We start from the raw sequence: 15,303 nt of genomic DNA, 5'->3' as shown, positions 1-15,303 counted from the left end.
CCAACAGATTTACAGTCTGCCCCCTTTAACCACTCGGGCACCCCACCGAAGCGAACCACGGATTATGAAGATATTTTTTTTGCCTGTCAAGCGCCCTGGTCTTGTCGGGCCAGGACCTGGCCCAGTCCCTGGCGTTCCAGCAAGGCGTCCAGATGCGCCCAATCAGAAAAATCGATCACCAGCTGGCCGCCCTTGCGCGCGCCGGACTTGATCCGCACACGGGTCGCCAGGTGATCCGACAGGGCTTTTTCCAGCCGGCCCAGATCGCCCGTGCCGGGCTTGGGGTCCACTCGGGCCACCCGGCCCGATGGCGTCAGGACCGCCTGGTCTTCATCGCGCAGAGCGCGGGCGACGCGCTTCTCGGTTTCACGCACGGACAGGCGGCGAGCGACGACCTCGTGGGCCAGCAGTATCTGACGCGCGGCATCGGTCGCCAGCAAGGCGCGGGCATGTCCCATGTCGATGTCGCCCGCGAGCAGCATGGTCTGCACGGGTTCGGCCAGGTTCAGCAGCCGCAGCAGATTGCTGGTGGCCGATCGCGACCGCCCGATTGCCGTGGCGGCCTGTTCGTGCGTCAACCCGAATTCATCCAGCAGGCGGCGCACACCATGGGCTTCTTCCAGGGGATTGAGATCCTCGCGCTGGATATTCTCGATCAGGGCCATGGCAGCGGCGTTCTCGTCGGCCACCTGACGCACCAGCACGGGGACGTCTTTCAGACCCGCGATCTGGGCCGCCCGAAAACGACGTTCGCCCGCGATGATCTCATACTGGCTGGGATCCGATTCCAACGGGCGCACCAGGATCGGTTGCATGATCCCCTGGGCGCGGATCGAATCAGCCAGATCATTGAGGGCGCCTTCGTCCATCCGGGTGCGCGGCTGATAGCGGCCGGCCCGCAGAACGGCGACCGGCAGCTGGTGCGGAGCGTCTGATGCCGGGGCATTGCCCACGGCATCCAGGGCGCCGTGATCTGCCCCCAACAGGGCATCCAGGCCACGGCCCAGTCCTTTTTTTCGAGTTGCCATCGGGAAAAGTCCTTGTCAGTGGTGCGGAGCGCAATCAGGCGGCGCGTCGACGGATGCCACCGCCTACGCGGCGGATCAGTTCTTCGCCAAAAGCGAGATAGGCCTTGGCTCCGCGTGAAGATTTGTCGTAGATCACCCCCGGCATGCCGTGGCTGGGGGCTTCGGCCAGGCGGACGTTGCGCGGCACGACGGATTTGAAGACCTTGTCGCCGAAGTGCGATTCAAGCTGTTCGGACACCTGCTGCTGCAACGTGACCCGGGTGTCAAACATGACACGCAGCAGTCCGATCAATTCCAATCCCGGATTCAGGTTGCGGTAGACGCGTTTGATGGTGTTGACCAGATCGGACAGGCCTTCCAGGGCGAAGTATTCGCACTGCATGGGGATGATCACGCCATGGGCGCCCGCCAGGCCATTGAGCGTCAGCAGGGACAAGGTCGGAGGGCAATCGATCAGGATGAAATCGTAGTCCGTGCTGATCTGTTCCAGCGCCAGTTTCAGCTGGGTTTCACGGTTTTCCATACCGACCAGATCGATCTCGGCGCCGGAAAGTTCCCGGTTGGAGGGCAGCACGTCGTAGCCGCCGGATTCCGAGCGGATCCGCGCATCCGCCACGCGGGCCTCTCCGATCAGCACCTGATACAGATTGACGGTAGCGCCGTTCTTGTCGATGCCGCTGCCCATCGTGGCATTGCCTTGCGGATCCAGGTCCACCAGCAGAACCCTTTGGCCATGCAACGCCAGGGCGGCCGACAGATTGATGGCGGTGGTGGTCTTGCCCACCCCGCCCTTCTGGTTGGCGATGCAGAACACGCGGGCGGCAGGCTTCGGGCTATCGGCAGTCATGAGGTTCCTTCAATCCGAGTTCCAACAGGCAGCGGTGCGCGTCCATGTCCGGTACGTGCAAAGTCTGCCACGATTTCACTGTCCAGTCGGTCGCCGATTCCAGCGCCCGGCATTCATCGTCTGGGAACTGGCCTTTCATGGCCAGCATCGCCCCATCGGGCGACCGGTGATGTCCCGCGACCTGGACGAAATCGCTGAGCGACGCAAAGGCGCGGGAAATCACCACGTCGGCCTGCAGGCTGTCCAGGGACTCGATGCGGCCATGAACGGCCTGCACGTTCTTCAGTCCCAGCACACCGGCCGCCTGGCGGACGAAGGCTGTTTTCTTGCCTACTGCATCCACGCAAAAAACGGTCCAATCGGGCTGGCAGATGCCCAGAATGATACCCGGTAAACCCGCCCCGGAACCCATATCCGCGACCCGGGTGTCGCGCCCGGCCCGAATGCCGCGCACCGGCTGCACGACGGCCAGGCTGTCGAATACGTGCTGCACCAGCATGTCGGCGGGTTCGCGCACGGCCGTCAGGTTGTAGGCCCTGTTCCAGTGATGAAGCTGCTGCAGGTAGGCCAGCAGCTGATCCATGCGGCCCAGATCCTGCGCCATCCCGAGAGACCGCAGGGCCGCACCCAAAGGTTCGCGGAACGAGGAGAAATCTCGGCTCATGCGGCTTTTCGCCCTCTCTGGAGCCTTTTCAGATGCACCAGCAACAGGGAAATGGCTGCCGGCGTCACACCGGAAATCCGGCCAGCCTGGCCGATCGTCGCCGGTCGGGCGGATTCCAGCCGCTGACGGACCTCGGTGGACAGCCCCGGGACATGTCCGTAGTCGAAATCGTCGGGGATGGCGTGGCCTTCCTGGGCGCGCTGGCGCTCGATTTCCAGGCGCTGGCGTTCGACATAGCCGGCATATTTGACCTGAATGCCTAGTTGTTCGACCTGATCGGCCTGCGTCAGGCCTGCGCCGATCAGTGGAGCATCGTCCAGGTCGCGCAGCGCCATCAGCTGCGTGTAATCCACGTCAGGGCGCTTCAACAGATCCAGCAGGCTGGGATGGCGGTCCTGGTGCTGCAAGGAAAGACGCTCGCGGTCATGCGCATTCAGGACCGCCGGGTTGATCCGGGTATCTTGCAGACGCTGAATCTCGGCCGCAACGGCATCGCGTTTGCGGCTGAAGGCATCCCAACGCGCGTCATCCACCAGCCCCAGGCGCCGGCCGGTCTCTGTCAGACGTTGATCGGCGTTGTCCTCACGCAGGCTCAAGCGGTATTCAGCTCGTGACGTAAACATTCTGTAAGGTTCAGTAACGCCTTTTGTTACAAGATCATCTACCAGGACACCAAGATAGGCTTCCTGGCGCGGAACGACCCAGGGATCCTGCCCCCTGCAGCGCAGCGCAGCATTGGCGCCCGCCATCAGGCCCTGCGCGGCTGCCTCTTCGTAGCCTGTCGTGCCATTGATCTGGCCTGCAAAGAACAGATTTCGAATCGCCTTTGTTTCCAGCCAGGCATGCAAATGCCGAGGATCAAAATAGTCATACTCGATCGCATAGCCAGGCCGCATGATTCGGGCATTTTCCAATCCTGGCAGGCTTTGGACCAACGCATACTGGATATCGAAAGGAAGGCTGGTGGAAATGCCGTTCGGATAGATCTCGCACGAGGACTCGCCTTCCGGCTCCAAAAATACCTGATGACTGGTTTTATCGGCAAACCGATGGATTTTGTCTTCGATGGATGGACAGTACCGGGGCCCCACGCCTTCAATGGTCCCCTGGTCACTGTACAGTGGCGATCGATCCAGGCCTGAACGAACGATCTCGTGGGATCTCTCTGTCGTGTGCGTGATCCAGCAAGGAACCTGCTCGGGGTGCATGTCAGCCTGCCCCATGAACGAGAACACGGGAACGGGATCCAGATCACCAGGCTGAACTTCCGTCTTTGAGAAATCGATCGTCTTTGCATCGATCCGAGGCGGTGTTCCCGTCTTCAGGCGCCCCTGAGGTAGCTTCAGTTCCTTTAACCGTTGTCCCAAGCTGGTGGCGGGAGGATCCCCCGCACGCCCCGCTGCATAGTGCGACAGACCCACATGCATCAGTCCATTCAAAAAGGTGCCGGCAGTCAACACCACAGTCCTGGCACGAAAGATCAGACCGATCTGGGTCTTCGCCCCGACGACCCGATCCCCTTCCAGAATCAAGTCATCGACGGATTGTTGAAAGACCATCAAGTTCTGCTGAGTCTGCAACATCATGCGGATGGCTCGTCGATAAAGAGAGCGATCTGCTTGGGCACGGGTCGCGCGGACTGCCGGGCCTTTGGAGCGATTCAGAATTCGGAACTGTATGCCGGCGAGATCCGTTGCCCAGGCCATGGCGCCCCCCAGGGCGTCTACTTCCTTGACTAGATGTCCTTTGCCTATGCCGCCAATCGATGGGTTGCACGACATCTGACCCAGGGTATCCATATTATGGGTCAACAGTAACGTCGTCGCCCCCATTCGGGCTGCAGCCAATGCCGCTTCCGTTCCCGCATGGCCGCCACCAATGACGAGAACATCAAATTCTTCGGAATAATTCATGGGAAAAGATAGGAGGGGTTCGCGACATTATACGTCCTCCGATTCGACAATCTAGCCTTGTTTCACGTGAAACAAGATCAGATCAACTGAATGGATGTTTCACGTGAAACATACCAACAGCCTCGCGATACGTCGCCGGGTCGGATGTTCCACGTGAAACATCACCCGAAAATATCGGCTGGGGATAAGGCTGTGGACAAGATCGGGAAAACCGCGTACAACTATTTGGGCCGGAAATCAAAAAGGCACCCGGAGGTGCCTTTGGAAACCAACCGCTAGAACTTACAGCGGGCGGATTTCAGCAGCCTGGGGGCCCTTGGGGCCGTCCTTGACTTCGAACTGAACTTCTTGCCCTTCGTTCAGGCTGCGATAACCGCGACCTTCGATAGCGGAGAAGTGCGCAAACACGTCAGAACCACCGGCGTCCGGAGTGATGAAGCCGAAACCCTTTTCAGCATTGAACCATTTGACTTTGCCCGTTTGAGCCATGATCAGGTACGTCCTAATAAAAGAAAGATAACAACAATGAATCAAGAACGCTGAAACGGAACAGATCGTGCCTAAGTGCGATGACCGACAGGCCAGGCCTACTGCGAAACGTGCGTGCTGCTTGAATTGCATTGCAACAAGGAGAATAACCACGCTTGATTAAAAGTCAAATCATAGTTTTCCCTAATCAGAATTGTATCCGTGCAGGCCTCATTCTGCAGAAATAATTGTTGAATTTCCCTAGACCGTATTCCAAATCCAACATTCTCGAATCCATGATCAATCTAAAGTCAAAACTGCCTTTGGTAGGCGATACGATTTTCAGCGAAATGAGTACGCTGGCACAGCAACTGAATGCCATCAACCTGGGGCAGGGATTCCCGGATTACCAACCCGATACCGAATTGCTGAATGCAGTCTGCCAGGCAATCCAGCAAGGCCCCAATCAATATGCCCCCATGATCGGGGTACCGGCATTGCGCCAGGCGATCCGTGACAAAACCATTGCTCACCAAGGTCACGCCTATGATCCAGACGCGGACATCACTGTGACATCCGGAGCAACGGAAGCATTGACCTCCAGCATCCTGGCCCTGGTGCAGGCCGGCGATGAAGTCATTCTGATCGACCCGTCTTATGACCTCTATGCCCCCGTCGTGACACTGGCCGGCGGTCTGACGGTTCGCGTCGCAATGAATCCGCCCACAGCAGATACCCCGAGATTTTCTTTGGATTGGGACGCCATCGCGCACGCGGTCACGCCGAAAACACGTCTGCTGATGTTGAATTTCCCTCATAACCCCAGCGGACTGACGCTGCGCGAAGAGGACCTGGATGCGCTGGAACACATTGCAGCCCATCACGATTTCCTGATTCTGTCGGATGAAGCCTACGAGCATATCGTTTTCGACGGAAACCCCCACGTCAGTCCGGTGTCCAGACCAGCCTTGGCTTCGCGTTGCATACTGGTGTCGTCCTTTGCAAAGACGTTTCATGCCACCGGCTGGAAGATTGGTTACTGCTGCGCACCCAGTTCAATTTCGCAAGAGGTCCGCAAGGTTCACCAGTTTACCGTGTACTCAGTGAGCACCCCCATGCAAACCGGCATCGCAAGCTATCTGAAACAGACCCAGGCCATACACGGGCTGTCTGCCTTTTACCAACGCAAGCGCGATCGCCTGGTGCAGGGCTTGAAAGCAAGCAGGCTACAGCCGCTGCATTCCGAAGGTACGTTTTTCCTGCTGGTCGATACCAGAGCACTGGGGCAGGGGCCGGAAAAAGACCTGGCCATCCGGCTGACGCGAGAAGCCGGTGTCGCAACCATCCCCGTTTCGGCGTTCTACGCCGATCCCGCTGCGCCAGCAGCCAACCACCAACTGCTGCGACTGTGCTTTGCCAAGCAGGACGCGACATTGGATGACGCCATTGAAAAACTGGCGAACCTGTAAGGTAGTCCTTCAAGTCGGTCGTGACAGGTCAGGGGCTTCTGTTTGTTCTTATCTTTTATATCTAACTGATAAGACTAATGGAAGACTGTGGATAAGTGGAATAAGTCGGTTTGTCGTTATAAATCATCGGTTTAATAAGACTTTCCTGGTGGAATACTCTGTGTCTCTTCGTAGGGCTGTTTGGGGACATATTTTCCTGATGACAAAACAGGCCGCCTTATGCAGAACTCATCCACAGCGAATACACAACCCTGGTTCCCTCTGCTTGTCCACAGGGCCCGGTCCGGGTATTGCATCAGCATGTGGCACAGAGACGGCAGAAAACTGCAGCATCCGGAAGACCCCCATCTTCTTCTAACAATCTTCTATTAATCTATAAGATAGTTGATGGGTGCCTGTGGGTAACTGGGACAAGTGAAAAATCCCATATAACTCAAATTCATAGCAGATTTTTCCCTGTGGCCTATCGTGGGGACGAGACGAGGACGGATTGTGGATGTTTTCCGGTCGCCTGTTGAATTGGCGACTTATTGACAAGCTATCCCCAGGAAATGCACGGGCGGGATGCCCCGTATTTGTCCACAGGCGGACCTACATGGTGGCCAGTCGCTGGCCATCGTCGAAGACCAGTTCCCGTTCGGGCCACATCAGGGCGGCCAGGCGGTAGCGGGTGGGGTCGGGCTGGCCCTGTTTGCGGCGTTCGCTCCAGCGGGCGCCAACGGAATAGTCGATGCAATAGGCCTGCCGCTGCGATCCATGCCAGGCCGTGGGGGCGATGTTCTGGAACAAACGGCTGTAGCGCCACGCATCCGGGCTGGCGGGTGGCTGGAACAGACGCCAGTAGTGGCCGATGACTACGGGAGTGGGGTCAGGGTCCTGATCCCACCATGCGATGCGGTCCGAATAGCGCCATCGATGACCGGAATAGAAGGGCTGTGCGCTGCGGGCTTCGATGCCGGACGTCATGCGCTTGATCGGGTTGAAACGCTGCTGCAGGGATTCGAAGTCTGCGACGGCATCCAGATAAGGAGGGGGATTGTCTGGGTCTTCCAGTTCGCGGGCCCAGCGTTCGCGTTCGGCGATATAGCGTGCGCGAAGATCGTTTTTTTCCGCCAGTTTCTGGATGCGCAGGTCCCATTCGTGAATCAGTTCCAGGATGCTTCCCAGAGGCGCCTGCGAGACGGCGTCCACGGCGACCTGGTCCCAGGCGGCGTGAACGATCCTGAGGCCCGGCATGCGGATCGCCAGGGGCAGGGCGCAGAAGAAGTCGCGGATTTCCGGGCGCTGGGTGGCCGAAGCTCGGGTGAATGGCGCGTAATGCGGGGTATCGGAGGCCTCGCGGCTGTCGAAGAACCAGCCCGAACCGTCCTTGGCGTCGTGGGCCAGCAGATTGATCTCGTGATTGCCCAGAATGGCCAGCGCCCGCCCCCGGTCGATCAGTTCGCGTACACGGTGGACGACGGCCACGCTGTCGGGCCCCCGGTCGCAGAGGTCGCCGATGAAGATCAGCTTTCTGTCTTTCAGTTCGGGGTGGCGATCGAGTCGGTCCAGCAGGGCGTCAAGCGCCTGGATTTCGCCGTGGATGTCGCCGATGATGGCCAAGGGCTGTTCGGGCAGGGTGTGGACAAGAGTTGGGTTCATGCCCCTATTCTCCTTCCTGTCGGGATTGAGGACAATGGGAGGAATCCGGGGGTGGGTTTTGCGGGAGACTGTCTGATGAGCCGATATCACGTCAGCGGGTGGCAGAACAGCTATCAGGAAGGGTCGGACGGTGACGTCCTGAAGAACAAGCTGGGTATCGTCACGCGCGACGACATGGACCATGCTGAATTGATGCTGTTGCGCAAGCTGTACGTAGATGTCCTGGGGCAACTGCCCCAGGGGCCCGTCACAGTGCGCCTGATCCGCGAGTGGCACCGCCGCTGGCTGGGCAATGTATATGCCTGGGCGGGCTACGAACGTTCGGTCAACATGAGCAAGGGCGGGTTTCCCTTTGCCGCAGCCGACCGGATACCGGCCTTGCTGGATGACTACGACCGGCGCTGCCTGGCGCGCTACACGCCGTGTTTTGGCATACTGCGCAAGGACCTGATCGAGGCCGTCGCCCTGACGCACGTGGAATTCATCCTGATCCATCCGTTTCGCGAGGGTAATGGCCGGATTGCGCGCCTGCTGGCGGACGTGATGGCCGTGCAGGCTGGTCTGGGCCCGCTGGACTACAGCCCATGGGAATCGCATCGGTCCGAGTACATTCAGGCGATCCAGATGGGACTGATGGGGGATTACCAGCCGATGAAAATATGGGTCGGGCGCGTCGTGCCCGATGATGACACCTGATCAGGCCAGGGTGGAACCAGCCAGTTCCAGCGTGGGGAAACGGCTGTCGGCCTGCAGTTGGTTTTCGAGTTCCTGGATTGCCTGGCCGGTTTCGATGGCCGTGGAACTGGCGACGGCCCGGATGATGCGGCGCAAATCTACGGCGGGCGCCGTAGTGAGCAGATCAGGAATTGGAAGGGTGCTGGAAAGCATGCTTCATTATACTGCGCATTGCCTTGAAGCCCCTGATTTCAGATGGAAATTTGGTATTCAGGGTGTTTGGATGCGGGGATTTCGAGACATCTTTCAGGCATCCAGCATTCGCACCATGTAGTGCGCTGTCGGTGGGTAGTCGGCCAGGCAGGCGGTCTGGTCCGGGGTGAGCTTGCTGCAGGTCCTGTATCCCAGCTGCGCCCAGAATGCCTGGGAACCCTGGACCGAGACCAGCGCCGAATGCGCGAGTCCGGTTGCTCGCGCCCGATCCCAGGCTTGGTGGACCAGGATCTGCGCGAGTTTTCGTCCACGGGCTCGCGGGTGGATGGCCAGATCGTGCAGGTACAGCGTATCGCCGCCTGCGACGGGGCTGGCTGCGGCGTTCAGGCGACCCAGATACCCCTGATGGCAGGGATGGCAGAACAGGTAGGCGCACAGGCCGAAATCATCGCGAATGCCCCAGATCCAACCTGGAGAGGCGGCCAGGCGGGCGGCCATGACGGAATCAGACTCGATCATGGCGGCGGGATAGCAGTTCGCCTGGATCTCGTTGATTCTCGGTAAGTCGGCGCTTGTCAGGCAATATGGCACATCGGGCATGTGATCTGGGACGTCCTAAGTCTTGACTAAGTTATGCGGTGTATTGTCGCCCAGTTAAGTTGTTACAGAACTGTTTGAACAGGATATTGGTCATGGTGCACAATCCGGCCGGTGACAGGGCCGCCCCCATCGGGAACGCGACAACCTTGGATGCAACCTGGGAACATCTGGCCCGGGCACAGGTGCGACGCCGTCGGGCGCTGGGAGTTCTGGCGGTCATTGCCGTTTGCCTGCTGCCCTGGCTGAGTTCCGCCTGGCCCGAAACCGGCTGGGTGAATGAAGGCCTGGAGTGGGTGGGACTGGCTTTGCTGATTCTGGCGATATTTGGGCGTTGCGCCTGCATGTTGTACCTGGGCGGGCGCAAGGGTGCCGACCTGGTGGCCGAAGGACCCTACTCCATCAGTCGTAACCCCCTGTATGTATTTTCCATTCTGGCCGTCTTCGGCATGGGGCTGCAGACCGCCAGCCTGGTGATCGGATTGGTGCTGGCGGCGGTGGCCAGCCTGATATTCAACTGGATCGTCAGCGAGGAAGAAGTCCTGCTGCGTCAGGTATTTGGCGCCAGCTACGATGCGTATTGCAAGCGGACTCCCCGGTTTCTGCCCAAGCTGTCCTTGTGGCAATCGCCCCAGCACGTCACGGTGGATCTGCAAGGCGTCTGGAAAACCGTGCGTGACGCCTTGCCGTATTTTCTTTCGATTCCTGTCTTTGAAGCCATTGAAGTGGCTCAACAAGCAGGATGGGTCCATGTATACTTTTTTCTGTACTGACCTCACGTCGTATCCAAGTTTGCTCGAGTAGTCTCTTGATCGCCAGGCACTGGAGACCTGCATGCTGAAGAATAGAAACACAGGAGCTATTCCACTGGTGCAGAATCTGCGTCAGTATCAAGCCCGCTATCAGGCGGACATCCACAGACTGGCGGGACTGGTGCAAACCGTCTCGCCAGGGCTTTTTCTGCGGGAATGGGTGGCTCGCCCCGGTTCGGTGGGGGCCGTCTGGCCCAGTTCCAGGCACTTGGCCCGCCAGATGGCGGCGCAGGTTCCCCTGTCGGGGGATGGCCTGATCGTGGAATTGGGCGCAGGCACCGGCGCGGTGACGCAGGCTCTGCTGGATCGCGGCATTCCTGCCCGGCGCTTGTGGATCGTGGAACGATCCCCTGCGTTTGTGCAGCACCTGCGGTACCGGTTTCCGGCGCTGACCGTGGTGGGGGGCGATGCGGTCGATCTCGAATCCTTGCTGCCGGCCAATAAAAAGGTGGACACCGTGGTGTCCAGCCTGCCGCTGCGCTCGCTGCCCGACGATGTGGTCGGCGCCGTTTTCGATCAATGGCGGCGGTGCCTTGCGGTGGATGGCTGTCTGGTGCAGTTCACCTATGCCTTGTGGGGGCGCAACACCGACCTGTTTGCCGGCTTCGCCGAAGCCCCCTGTCGCTACGTCTGGAGGAACATGCCGCCCGCTCGGGTGCGTACCTTCAGGCGAGTGCCGTTCGCTTCAGGCGGATCGTGACCTTCAGCCCCGTCCTGGCGCCGGCATCCGAAAAATCCAGATCCATGTCGGCTCCCAGGCGGGTGACGATAGTCTTGACGATGGCCAGACCTAGCCCGGACCCAAGCTGTTCCGTGCCCAGCACCCGGTAGAACGGGTCGAATACCCGCTTTCTTTCCTGGATGGGAATGCCAGGACCGGTATCGGAGACACAGAGTTCGATAATGTCTTCCAGTTCGTAGGCGGACAGGTCGACCCGGCCGCCGGCGGGTGTGTAGCGGATGGCGTTGTCCACCAGGTTCCTGATCAGTGTGCTCAGATCCAGTTCGTTGACCTGGATCTGGATGTCGGGCACCTGAGTCACGCCCAGATCCACTGATTTTGCCTGGGCTTGCGGAATCAGGTCTTCCAGCACGCGGCGGTACAGCATGGGGATGGAAACCGGGCTTGTCGCTGGCTCCGAGGCCGATTGGGCCCTGGCCAGGCTGAGCAGCTGGTCCAGCAGATTGCGACCCCTCTGGATACCCTGGCGCAGGGCGGACAGCCGTTCCCGCGCCGCCTCGGGCAGGTCGGATTCATTCAGGCGTTCGGCCTGCAGCGACAGCGCGGTCATCGGCGAGCGCAGTTCGTGCGCGGCATCGGCGACGAAACGACGCTGGGTTTCACGCGAACGCGCCAGCCGGGCCAGCAAGCGGTTGATGGCGATGACGAAGGGGCGCACTTCCGTAGGCAGGTGATGATCCCGCACGGGGCGCAGATCTTCGAACGAGCGCCGGTCGATTTCACTGGAGAGCCCGGCGATCGGTTGGAACATCGTGCGCACCAGGCGAGTGACGATCAGCAACAGGATCGGCACCAGGATCAGGAAAGGCATCAGAGTGCGCATGGCGCTTTCGTGTGCGATCTTGTCGCGAAAATCGGTTTCCTGGGCAATGGCGACGCGCTCGCCGGACGGGCGGCTCTTGATCAGCACCCGGTACGCGTGGTCGTTCGACTTCAGGGTGTGCAGCCCCTCGGCCAGGCCATCGGGCAGCGACAGGATGCCGTCGGCGCGTGGTGAGTGGTATCCGGCGGTGGATGACGCCAGGCGCTGGATGATGATGTAGGAATCATCGTCGCCGTCGGCCAGGTGGGTGGCCGTATCGCCCGGCGCCAGCACCAGGTGTTGTTGATCCATCAGTTCGGCGATCTGATAGAGCACGTCGTCCTGCAGTTCGTGGGCTTCTTCCAGGGCCGAGAGAAAGGAAAAGATGCCCGCGATGCCGGCGACGGCGATGATGGCGATCGACAGTGCGAAGGACAGGCGGAACTGCAGCGAGGTGTTCAGCCGCTTTTTGAGACCATCCATCCAACCCCCCTGACATTGCGGATCACATCGTGTCCGAGTTTTCGCCGCAGGGCGTGAATCAGGAATTCGACGGCATTGCTTTCGACTTCCTCGCCCCAGCCATACAACCGGTCTTCCAGTTCGGATCGCGACAGGATGGCTCCGGGTCGGATCAGCAAGGCCTGAAGCAGGGAGAATTCGCGGCTGGAGAGCTGCGCCGGCATGCCGTCCGGTCCGCTGGCCTGTTTCGTGGCGGGGTCCAGCGTCACCACGCCATTGCTCAGAACGGGCTGGGTCTGTCCGTTGTGGCGCCGCACCACGGCCCGCATTCTGGCCAGCAATTCGGCCATGTCGAAAGGCTTGAGGATATAGTCGTCTGCGCCGGCGTCCAGGCCTTGCAGGCGGTCGTGCAGGGCGTCCCGGGCGGTAATGATCAGGATGGGGATGGGGTTTCCTCGTGCGCGCAGGGCGTCCAGCACTTGCAGACCGTCTTTTCCAGGCAGGCCCAGGTCCAGCAAAGCCAGGTCATAGTGCTGCGTAGCCAGGGTGTCGAGCGCGGTCTGTCCGTTCTGCACCCAGTCGGCGGCGTAGGCGGCGTCCAACAGGGCGCCGTGGATCGCCTGGCCGATCATGGGGTCGTCTTCGACCAGCAGTACGCGCATCGGGAACTCCTGTGCTTTTCATGCAAGGATAAACCGGATTGTTCAATCAGCCTTCGTCCGGAGTCGGCATCAGGGCGAAGTGGTGCCGGAACTGTGGCGGTTCGGCGATCATCGGGCGCACGACCGGCGCAACCCGTAAACTTGCCAGCCATGCTCGACGGCGCGCTGGGCATCGCGGTGCCGGAAGCAGAGGGCCGAATGTTGCTGGTCCTGCGCGTCACCTTGAAGGGCGACCGTATTGCCCGCATCGAGGCCGTGGCGGATCGCGAAAGCCTGGACCGGTTGGAAGTGACCTGGCTCGACGGGCCGTGATCAGAGGAAAACGGCTATTGGATTTTTGAATTTTGTCTCTGGAGGTTTTATGAGTCCCATCACCATCTATCACAACCCGGCTTGCGGCACTTCGCGCAACGTGCTCGCGCTGATCCGCAATAGTGGTGAAGAGCCCACGATCATCGAATACTTGAAGACGCCGCCTGACCGCAGCACGCTGACTGCGCTGATTGCGGCGATGGGGGTTCCGGTGCGCTCGGTGCTGCGCGAAAAGGGCACGCCTTACGCCGAGCTGGGTCTGAGCGACCCGAAATGGAGCGACGATCAACTGATCGATTTCATGCTGCAGCATCCCATCCTGATGAACCGGCCGATCGTGGTCACCCCGCTGGGCGCGCGCCTGTGCCGTCCTTCGGAAGCTGTGCTGGACATTCTGCCGCAGCCGCAGCGCGGCGCGTTCAACAAGGAAGACGGCGAAGCCGTCGTGGATGCTAAGGCTCGATCGACAGACGCCTGAGGTGATGCAACCGTTCGCGCTGCAGGGTATCGGCCAGCGGTTCGGGGTCGCGACCCAGCGCGACCGCGTCGGCGGCCACGGCCTGCACGGCCGCGTCCAGGCGCGATGATCCTGCTTGCCACCAGCTGGCCAGCAATTGATCGGGGGAATACGCATCCAGCCCCTGGCGCCGCAATTCGGATCGATTGAAATCCTTCAGGTTCCATGTCATCACCTGCACGGCGGGGGGGCGCTGCAAGCCGCAGCGCGCTTTTCGCGCCAGGCCGGCAGCGATCACGTGGAAATCCTTCGGGTCGCTGTAGCGCAACCCGGCTTCGTAGGGGGCGGTGTTGGCCTCCATGGCGCCGGGGAAGCGCTGGTTCATGGCGTCCCATTGTTCCGCCAGCGTTTCAGGCGGAATCTGCCACAGACGCGCCGCGTTGCGGCGCCATTCCTCGCCGATGCGTTCGGTCCAGATCGGCTGGAATACGCCCAGGTCGGCCACGCGCAGCAGCAATCGGCGCTGCACCGTGGACATCAGCACGCAGGCATCGAGGACGACGAAGGGCGGGGAGGAAGAGCGGGACATGGGGCGCCGCGAAGCAGTGGATGCTGTTGTCGGACCCACAGGAAGATGTTGCTCTGGAGGGAGCGGCCGCCGCTTTCGCGCGATGCGATGTAATGGGTGTTCAGTGTACTTGAATGAATTGGCCTGGAGCCATTCATCAATGGCCCGCCAGCGCGGGAGCATAAGTTTTTACGAAGAATGCCAAGGTGATGCCGGAGGTGGCGAGCAGTGTGAGGGCGCGGATGATGCCCGGCGGCGCGCGCCGTCCGATACAGGCGCCGCCATATCCGCCGACGAGCGCGCCCGTCAGCATGGTCAGCGTCTCGGGCCAGCTCACCGCGTCGGCCACGATGAAGGCGAGCACCGCGACCACGTTGGCGGCACTGACCAGCAGTGTGCGCGGCGCGTTCAGGCTCTTCAGGTCGCAGTTGTCGAGCAAGCTCCACATTGCGATCATCATGATTCCGACCGCACCGCCGAAGTAGCCGCCGTAGATGCCCAGCGCGAACTGGACGGCCAGCACCGCATGCATATGGATGCGCCAGCGTGCGCGCAAGGCTTCGCCAATGCGCCGTCCAAATGCGAGCGCGATGGAGGCGACCAGCAGCAACCACGGCAATACGAACGTGAATGCTGCGGATGAGGTGCGCAGCAACAGCAGCGCGCCGACCAGGCCGCCGCATAGCGTCGTCGCCAGCAAGGCAGGCAACTGCACGGCGCCGACTGACCGCAATCCATCTTTGTAGGCCCAGGCGCTGGCCAGCCCGCCCGGGAACAGCGCAACCGTGCTGGATGTGTTCGCCTGAACCGGAGGGACGCCTGCGGCGATCAATGCTGGCAGGCTGATGAATGAGCCGCCGCCGGCCAGGGCATTCATCCCTCCAGCCACTATTCCAGCGCAGAAAACCAGAATTATCATATCCATGGAAGTGATGTTAGTCATCCGCCTGGACCCCGGCAATCTGGAAGTT

At 60.5% G+C, this 15,303-nt stretch carries 18 protein-coding genes; 6 read left to right on the top strand and 12 right to left on the bottom strand.

From position 1 onward, the window contains the following. Positions 1 to 86: 86 nt before the first annotated feature. The 5 genes from VDP74_RS13030 to VDP74_RS13010 all read right to left on the bottom strand — a co-directional run bounded on the left by VDP74_RS13030 (position 87) and on the right by VDP74_RS13010 (position 4,941). Complete coding sequence (locus tag VDP74_RS13030) at positions 87 to 1,028, bottom strand: ParB/RepB/Spo0J family partition protein (protein WP_323000068.1); 942 nt, start codon at positions 1,026 to 1,028, stop codon at positions 87 to 89. A 34-nt stretch (positions 1,029 to 1,062) separates the two neighbouring features. Further along, complete coding sequence (locus VDP74_RS13025; protein WP_323000067.1) at positions 1,063 to 1,875, bottom strand: AAA family ATPase; 813 nt, start codon at positions 1,873 to 1,875, stop codon at positions 1,063 to 1,065. Then, positions 1,862 to 2,539, bottom strand: coding sequence for a 16S rRNA (guanine(527)-N(7))-methyltransferase RsmG (gene rsmG / locus VDP74_RS13020; protein ID WP_323000066.1), 678 nt, complete (start codon positions 2,537 to 2,539; stop codon positions 1,862 to 1,864). The genes VDP74_RS13025 and rsmG overlap by 14 nt, the downstream gene beginning before the upstream one ends. Then, complete coding sequence (gene mnmG / locus VDP74_RS13015; RefSeq protein ID WP_323000065.1) at positions 2,536 to 4,452, bottom strand: tRNA uridine-5-carboxymethylaminomethyl(34) synthesis enzyme MnmG; 1,917 nt, start codon at positions 4,450 to 4,452, stop codon at positions 2,536 to 2,538. Before mnmG ends, rsmG begins: the two co-directional genes overlap by 4 nt. 282 nt (positions 4,453 to 4,734) lie before the next feature. Further along, positions 4,735 to 4,941: a cold-shock protein gene (locus VDP74_RS13010; protein ID WP_323000064.1), complete on the bottom strand. Its 207-nt coding sequence runs from the start codon at positions 4,939 to 4,941 to the stop codon at positions 4,735 to 4,737. Positions 4,942 to 5,216: 275 nt separating this feature from the next. Between VDP74_RS13010 and VDP74_RS13005 the strand changes: the two genes are divergently transcribed. After that, positions 5,217 to 6,389 carry a methionine aminotransferase gene (locus VDP74_RS13005; RefSeq protein WP_323000063.1) on the top strand — a complete coding sequence of 391 codons (1,173 nt, stop codon included), beginning with the start codon at positions 5,217 to 5,219 and terminating at the stop codon, positions 6,387 to 6,389. A 591-nt stretch (positions 6,390 to 6,980) separates the two neighbouring features. Here VDP74_RS13005 and VDP74_RS13000 read toward each other — a convergent pair. Next, positions 6,981 to 8,030, bottom strand: coding sequence for a metallophosphoesterase (locus tag VDP74_RS13000; protein ID WP_323000062.1), 1,050 nt, complete (start codon positions 8,028 to 8,030; stop codon positions 6,981 to 6,983). 75 nt (positions 8,031 to 8,105) lie between these two features. Between VDP74_RS13000 and VDP74_RS12995 the strand changes: the two genes are divergently transcribed. Next, positions 8,106 to 8,726 (top strand): Fic/DOC family protein, encoded by a 621-nt coding sequence (locus VDP74_RS12995; RefSeq protein WP_323000061.1) that lies wholly within the window; start codon positions 8,106 to 8,108, stop codon positions 8,724 to 8,726. On the opposite strand, the gene VDP74_RS12990 is transcribed toward VDP74_RS12995, so the two are convergent. Both VDP74_RS12990 and VDP74_RS12985 read right to left on the bottom strand, forming a co-directional pair. Next, positions 8,727 to 8,918, bottom strand: coding sequence for a hypothetical protein (locus tag VDP74_RS12990; RefSeq protein WP_323000060.1), 192 nt, complete (start codon positions 8,916 to 8,918; stop codon positions 8,727 to 8,729). Between the two features lie 93 nt (positions 8,919 to 9,011). Then, the gene (locus VDP74_RS12985; RefSeq protein ID WP_323000059.1) at positions 9,012 to 9,518 is read right to left on the bottom strand and encodes a GNAT family N-acetyltransferase; all 507 of its coding nucleotides are present in this window, start codon (positions 9,516 to 9,518) and stop codon (positions 9,012 to 9,014) included. 146 nt (positions 9,519 to 9,664) lie between these two features. Between VDP74_RS12985 and VDP74_RS12980 the strand changes: the two genes are divergently transcribed. Beyond that, positions 9,665 to 10,288, top strand: coding sequence for an isoprenylcysteine carboxylmethyltransferase family protein (locus tag VDP74_RS12980; RefSeq protein WP_323000058.1), 624 nt, complete (start codon positions 9,665 to 9,667; stop codon positions 10,286 to 10,288). A gap of 61 nt (positions 10,289 to 10,349) precedes the next feature. Beyond that, positions 10,350 to 11,027 (top strand): class I SAM-dependent methyltransferase, encoded by a 678-nt coding sequence (locus VDP74_RS12975; protein ID WP_323000057.1) that lies wholly within the window; start codon positions 10,350 to 10,352, stop codon positions 11,025 to 11,027. Here the strand turns inward: VDP74_RS12975 and VDP74_RS12970 are convergent. Together VDP74_RS12970 and VDP74_RS12965 are read right to left on the bottom strand one after the other, a co-directional pair. Continuing rightward, positions 10,993 to 12,354 (bottom strand): ATP-binding protein, encoded by a 1,362-nt coding sequence (locus VDP74_RS12970; RefSeq protein ID WP_323000056.1) that lies wholly within the window; start codon positions 12,352 to 12,354, stop codon positions 10,993 to 10,995. The genes VDP74_RS12975 and VDP74_RS12970 overlap by 35 nt on opposite strands. After that, positions 12,330 to 12,995: a response regulator transcription factor gene (locus tag VDP74_RS12965; protein ID WP_323000055.1), complete on the bottom strand. Its 666-nt coding sequence runs from the start codon at positions 12,993 to 12,995 to the stop codon at positions 12,330 to 12,332. Before VDP74_RS12965 ends, VDP74_RS12970 begins: the two co-directional genes overlap by 25 nt. A 150-nt stretch (positions 12,996 to 13,145) precedes the next feature. On the opposite strand from VDP74_RS12965, the gene VDP74_RS12960 reads away from it, so the two are divergent. Both VDP74_RS12960 and arsC read left to right on the top strand, forming a co-directional pair. Next, the gene (locus tag VDP74_RS12960; RefSeq protein WP_323000054.1) at positions 13,146 to 13,307 is read left to right on the top strand and encodes a hypothetical protein; all 162 of its coding nucleotides are present in this window, start codon (positions 13,146 to 13,148) and stop codon (positions 13,305 to 13,307) included. A 49-nt stretch (positions 13,308 to 13,356) separates the two neighbouring features. Next, positions 13,357 to 13,785 (top strand): arsenate reductase (glutaredoxin), encoded by a 429-nt coding sequence (arsC, locus tag VDP74_RS12955; RefSeq protein WP_323000053.1) that lies wholly within the window; start codon positions 13,357 to 13,359, stop codon positions 13,783 to 13,785. On the opposite strand, the gene VDP74_RS12950 is transcribed toward arsC, so the two are convergent. Next, positions 13,760 to 14,353, bottom strand: coding sequence for a PIN domain-containing protein (locus VDP74_RS12950; RefSeq protein WP_323000052.1), 594 nt, complete (start codon positions 14,351 to 14,353; stop codon positions 13,760 to 13,762). The two genes, arsC and VDP74_RS12950, sit on opposite strands and share 26 nt — an antisense overlap. Positions 14,354 to 14,489: 136 nt before the next feature. Further along, positions 14,490 to 15,257 carry a sulfite exporter TauE/SafE family protein gene (locus tag VDP74_RS12945; RefSeq protein WP_323000072.1) on the bottom strand — a complete coding sequence of 256 codons (768 nt, stop codon included), beginning with the start codon at positions 15,255 to 15,257 and terminating at the stop codon, positions 14,490 to 14,492. Positions 15,258 to 15,303: the final 46 nt, after the last annotated feature.

Origin of the sequence: Castellaniella sp. (assembly GCF_034674885.1) — a bacterium.
Lineage (GTDB): Bacteria > Pseudomonadota > Gammaproteobacteria > Burkholderiales > Burkholderiaceae_B > Castellaniella.
The sequence above is the reverse complement of the archived record's forward strand: the minus strand, read 5'-3'. Positions and strand labels throughout refer to the sequence as shown.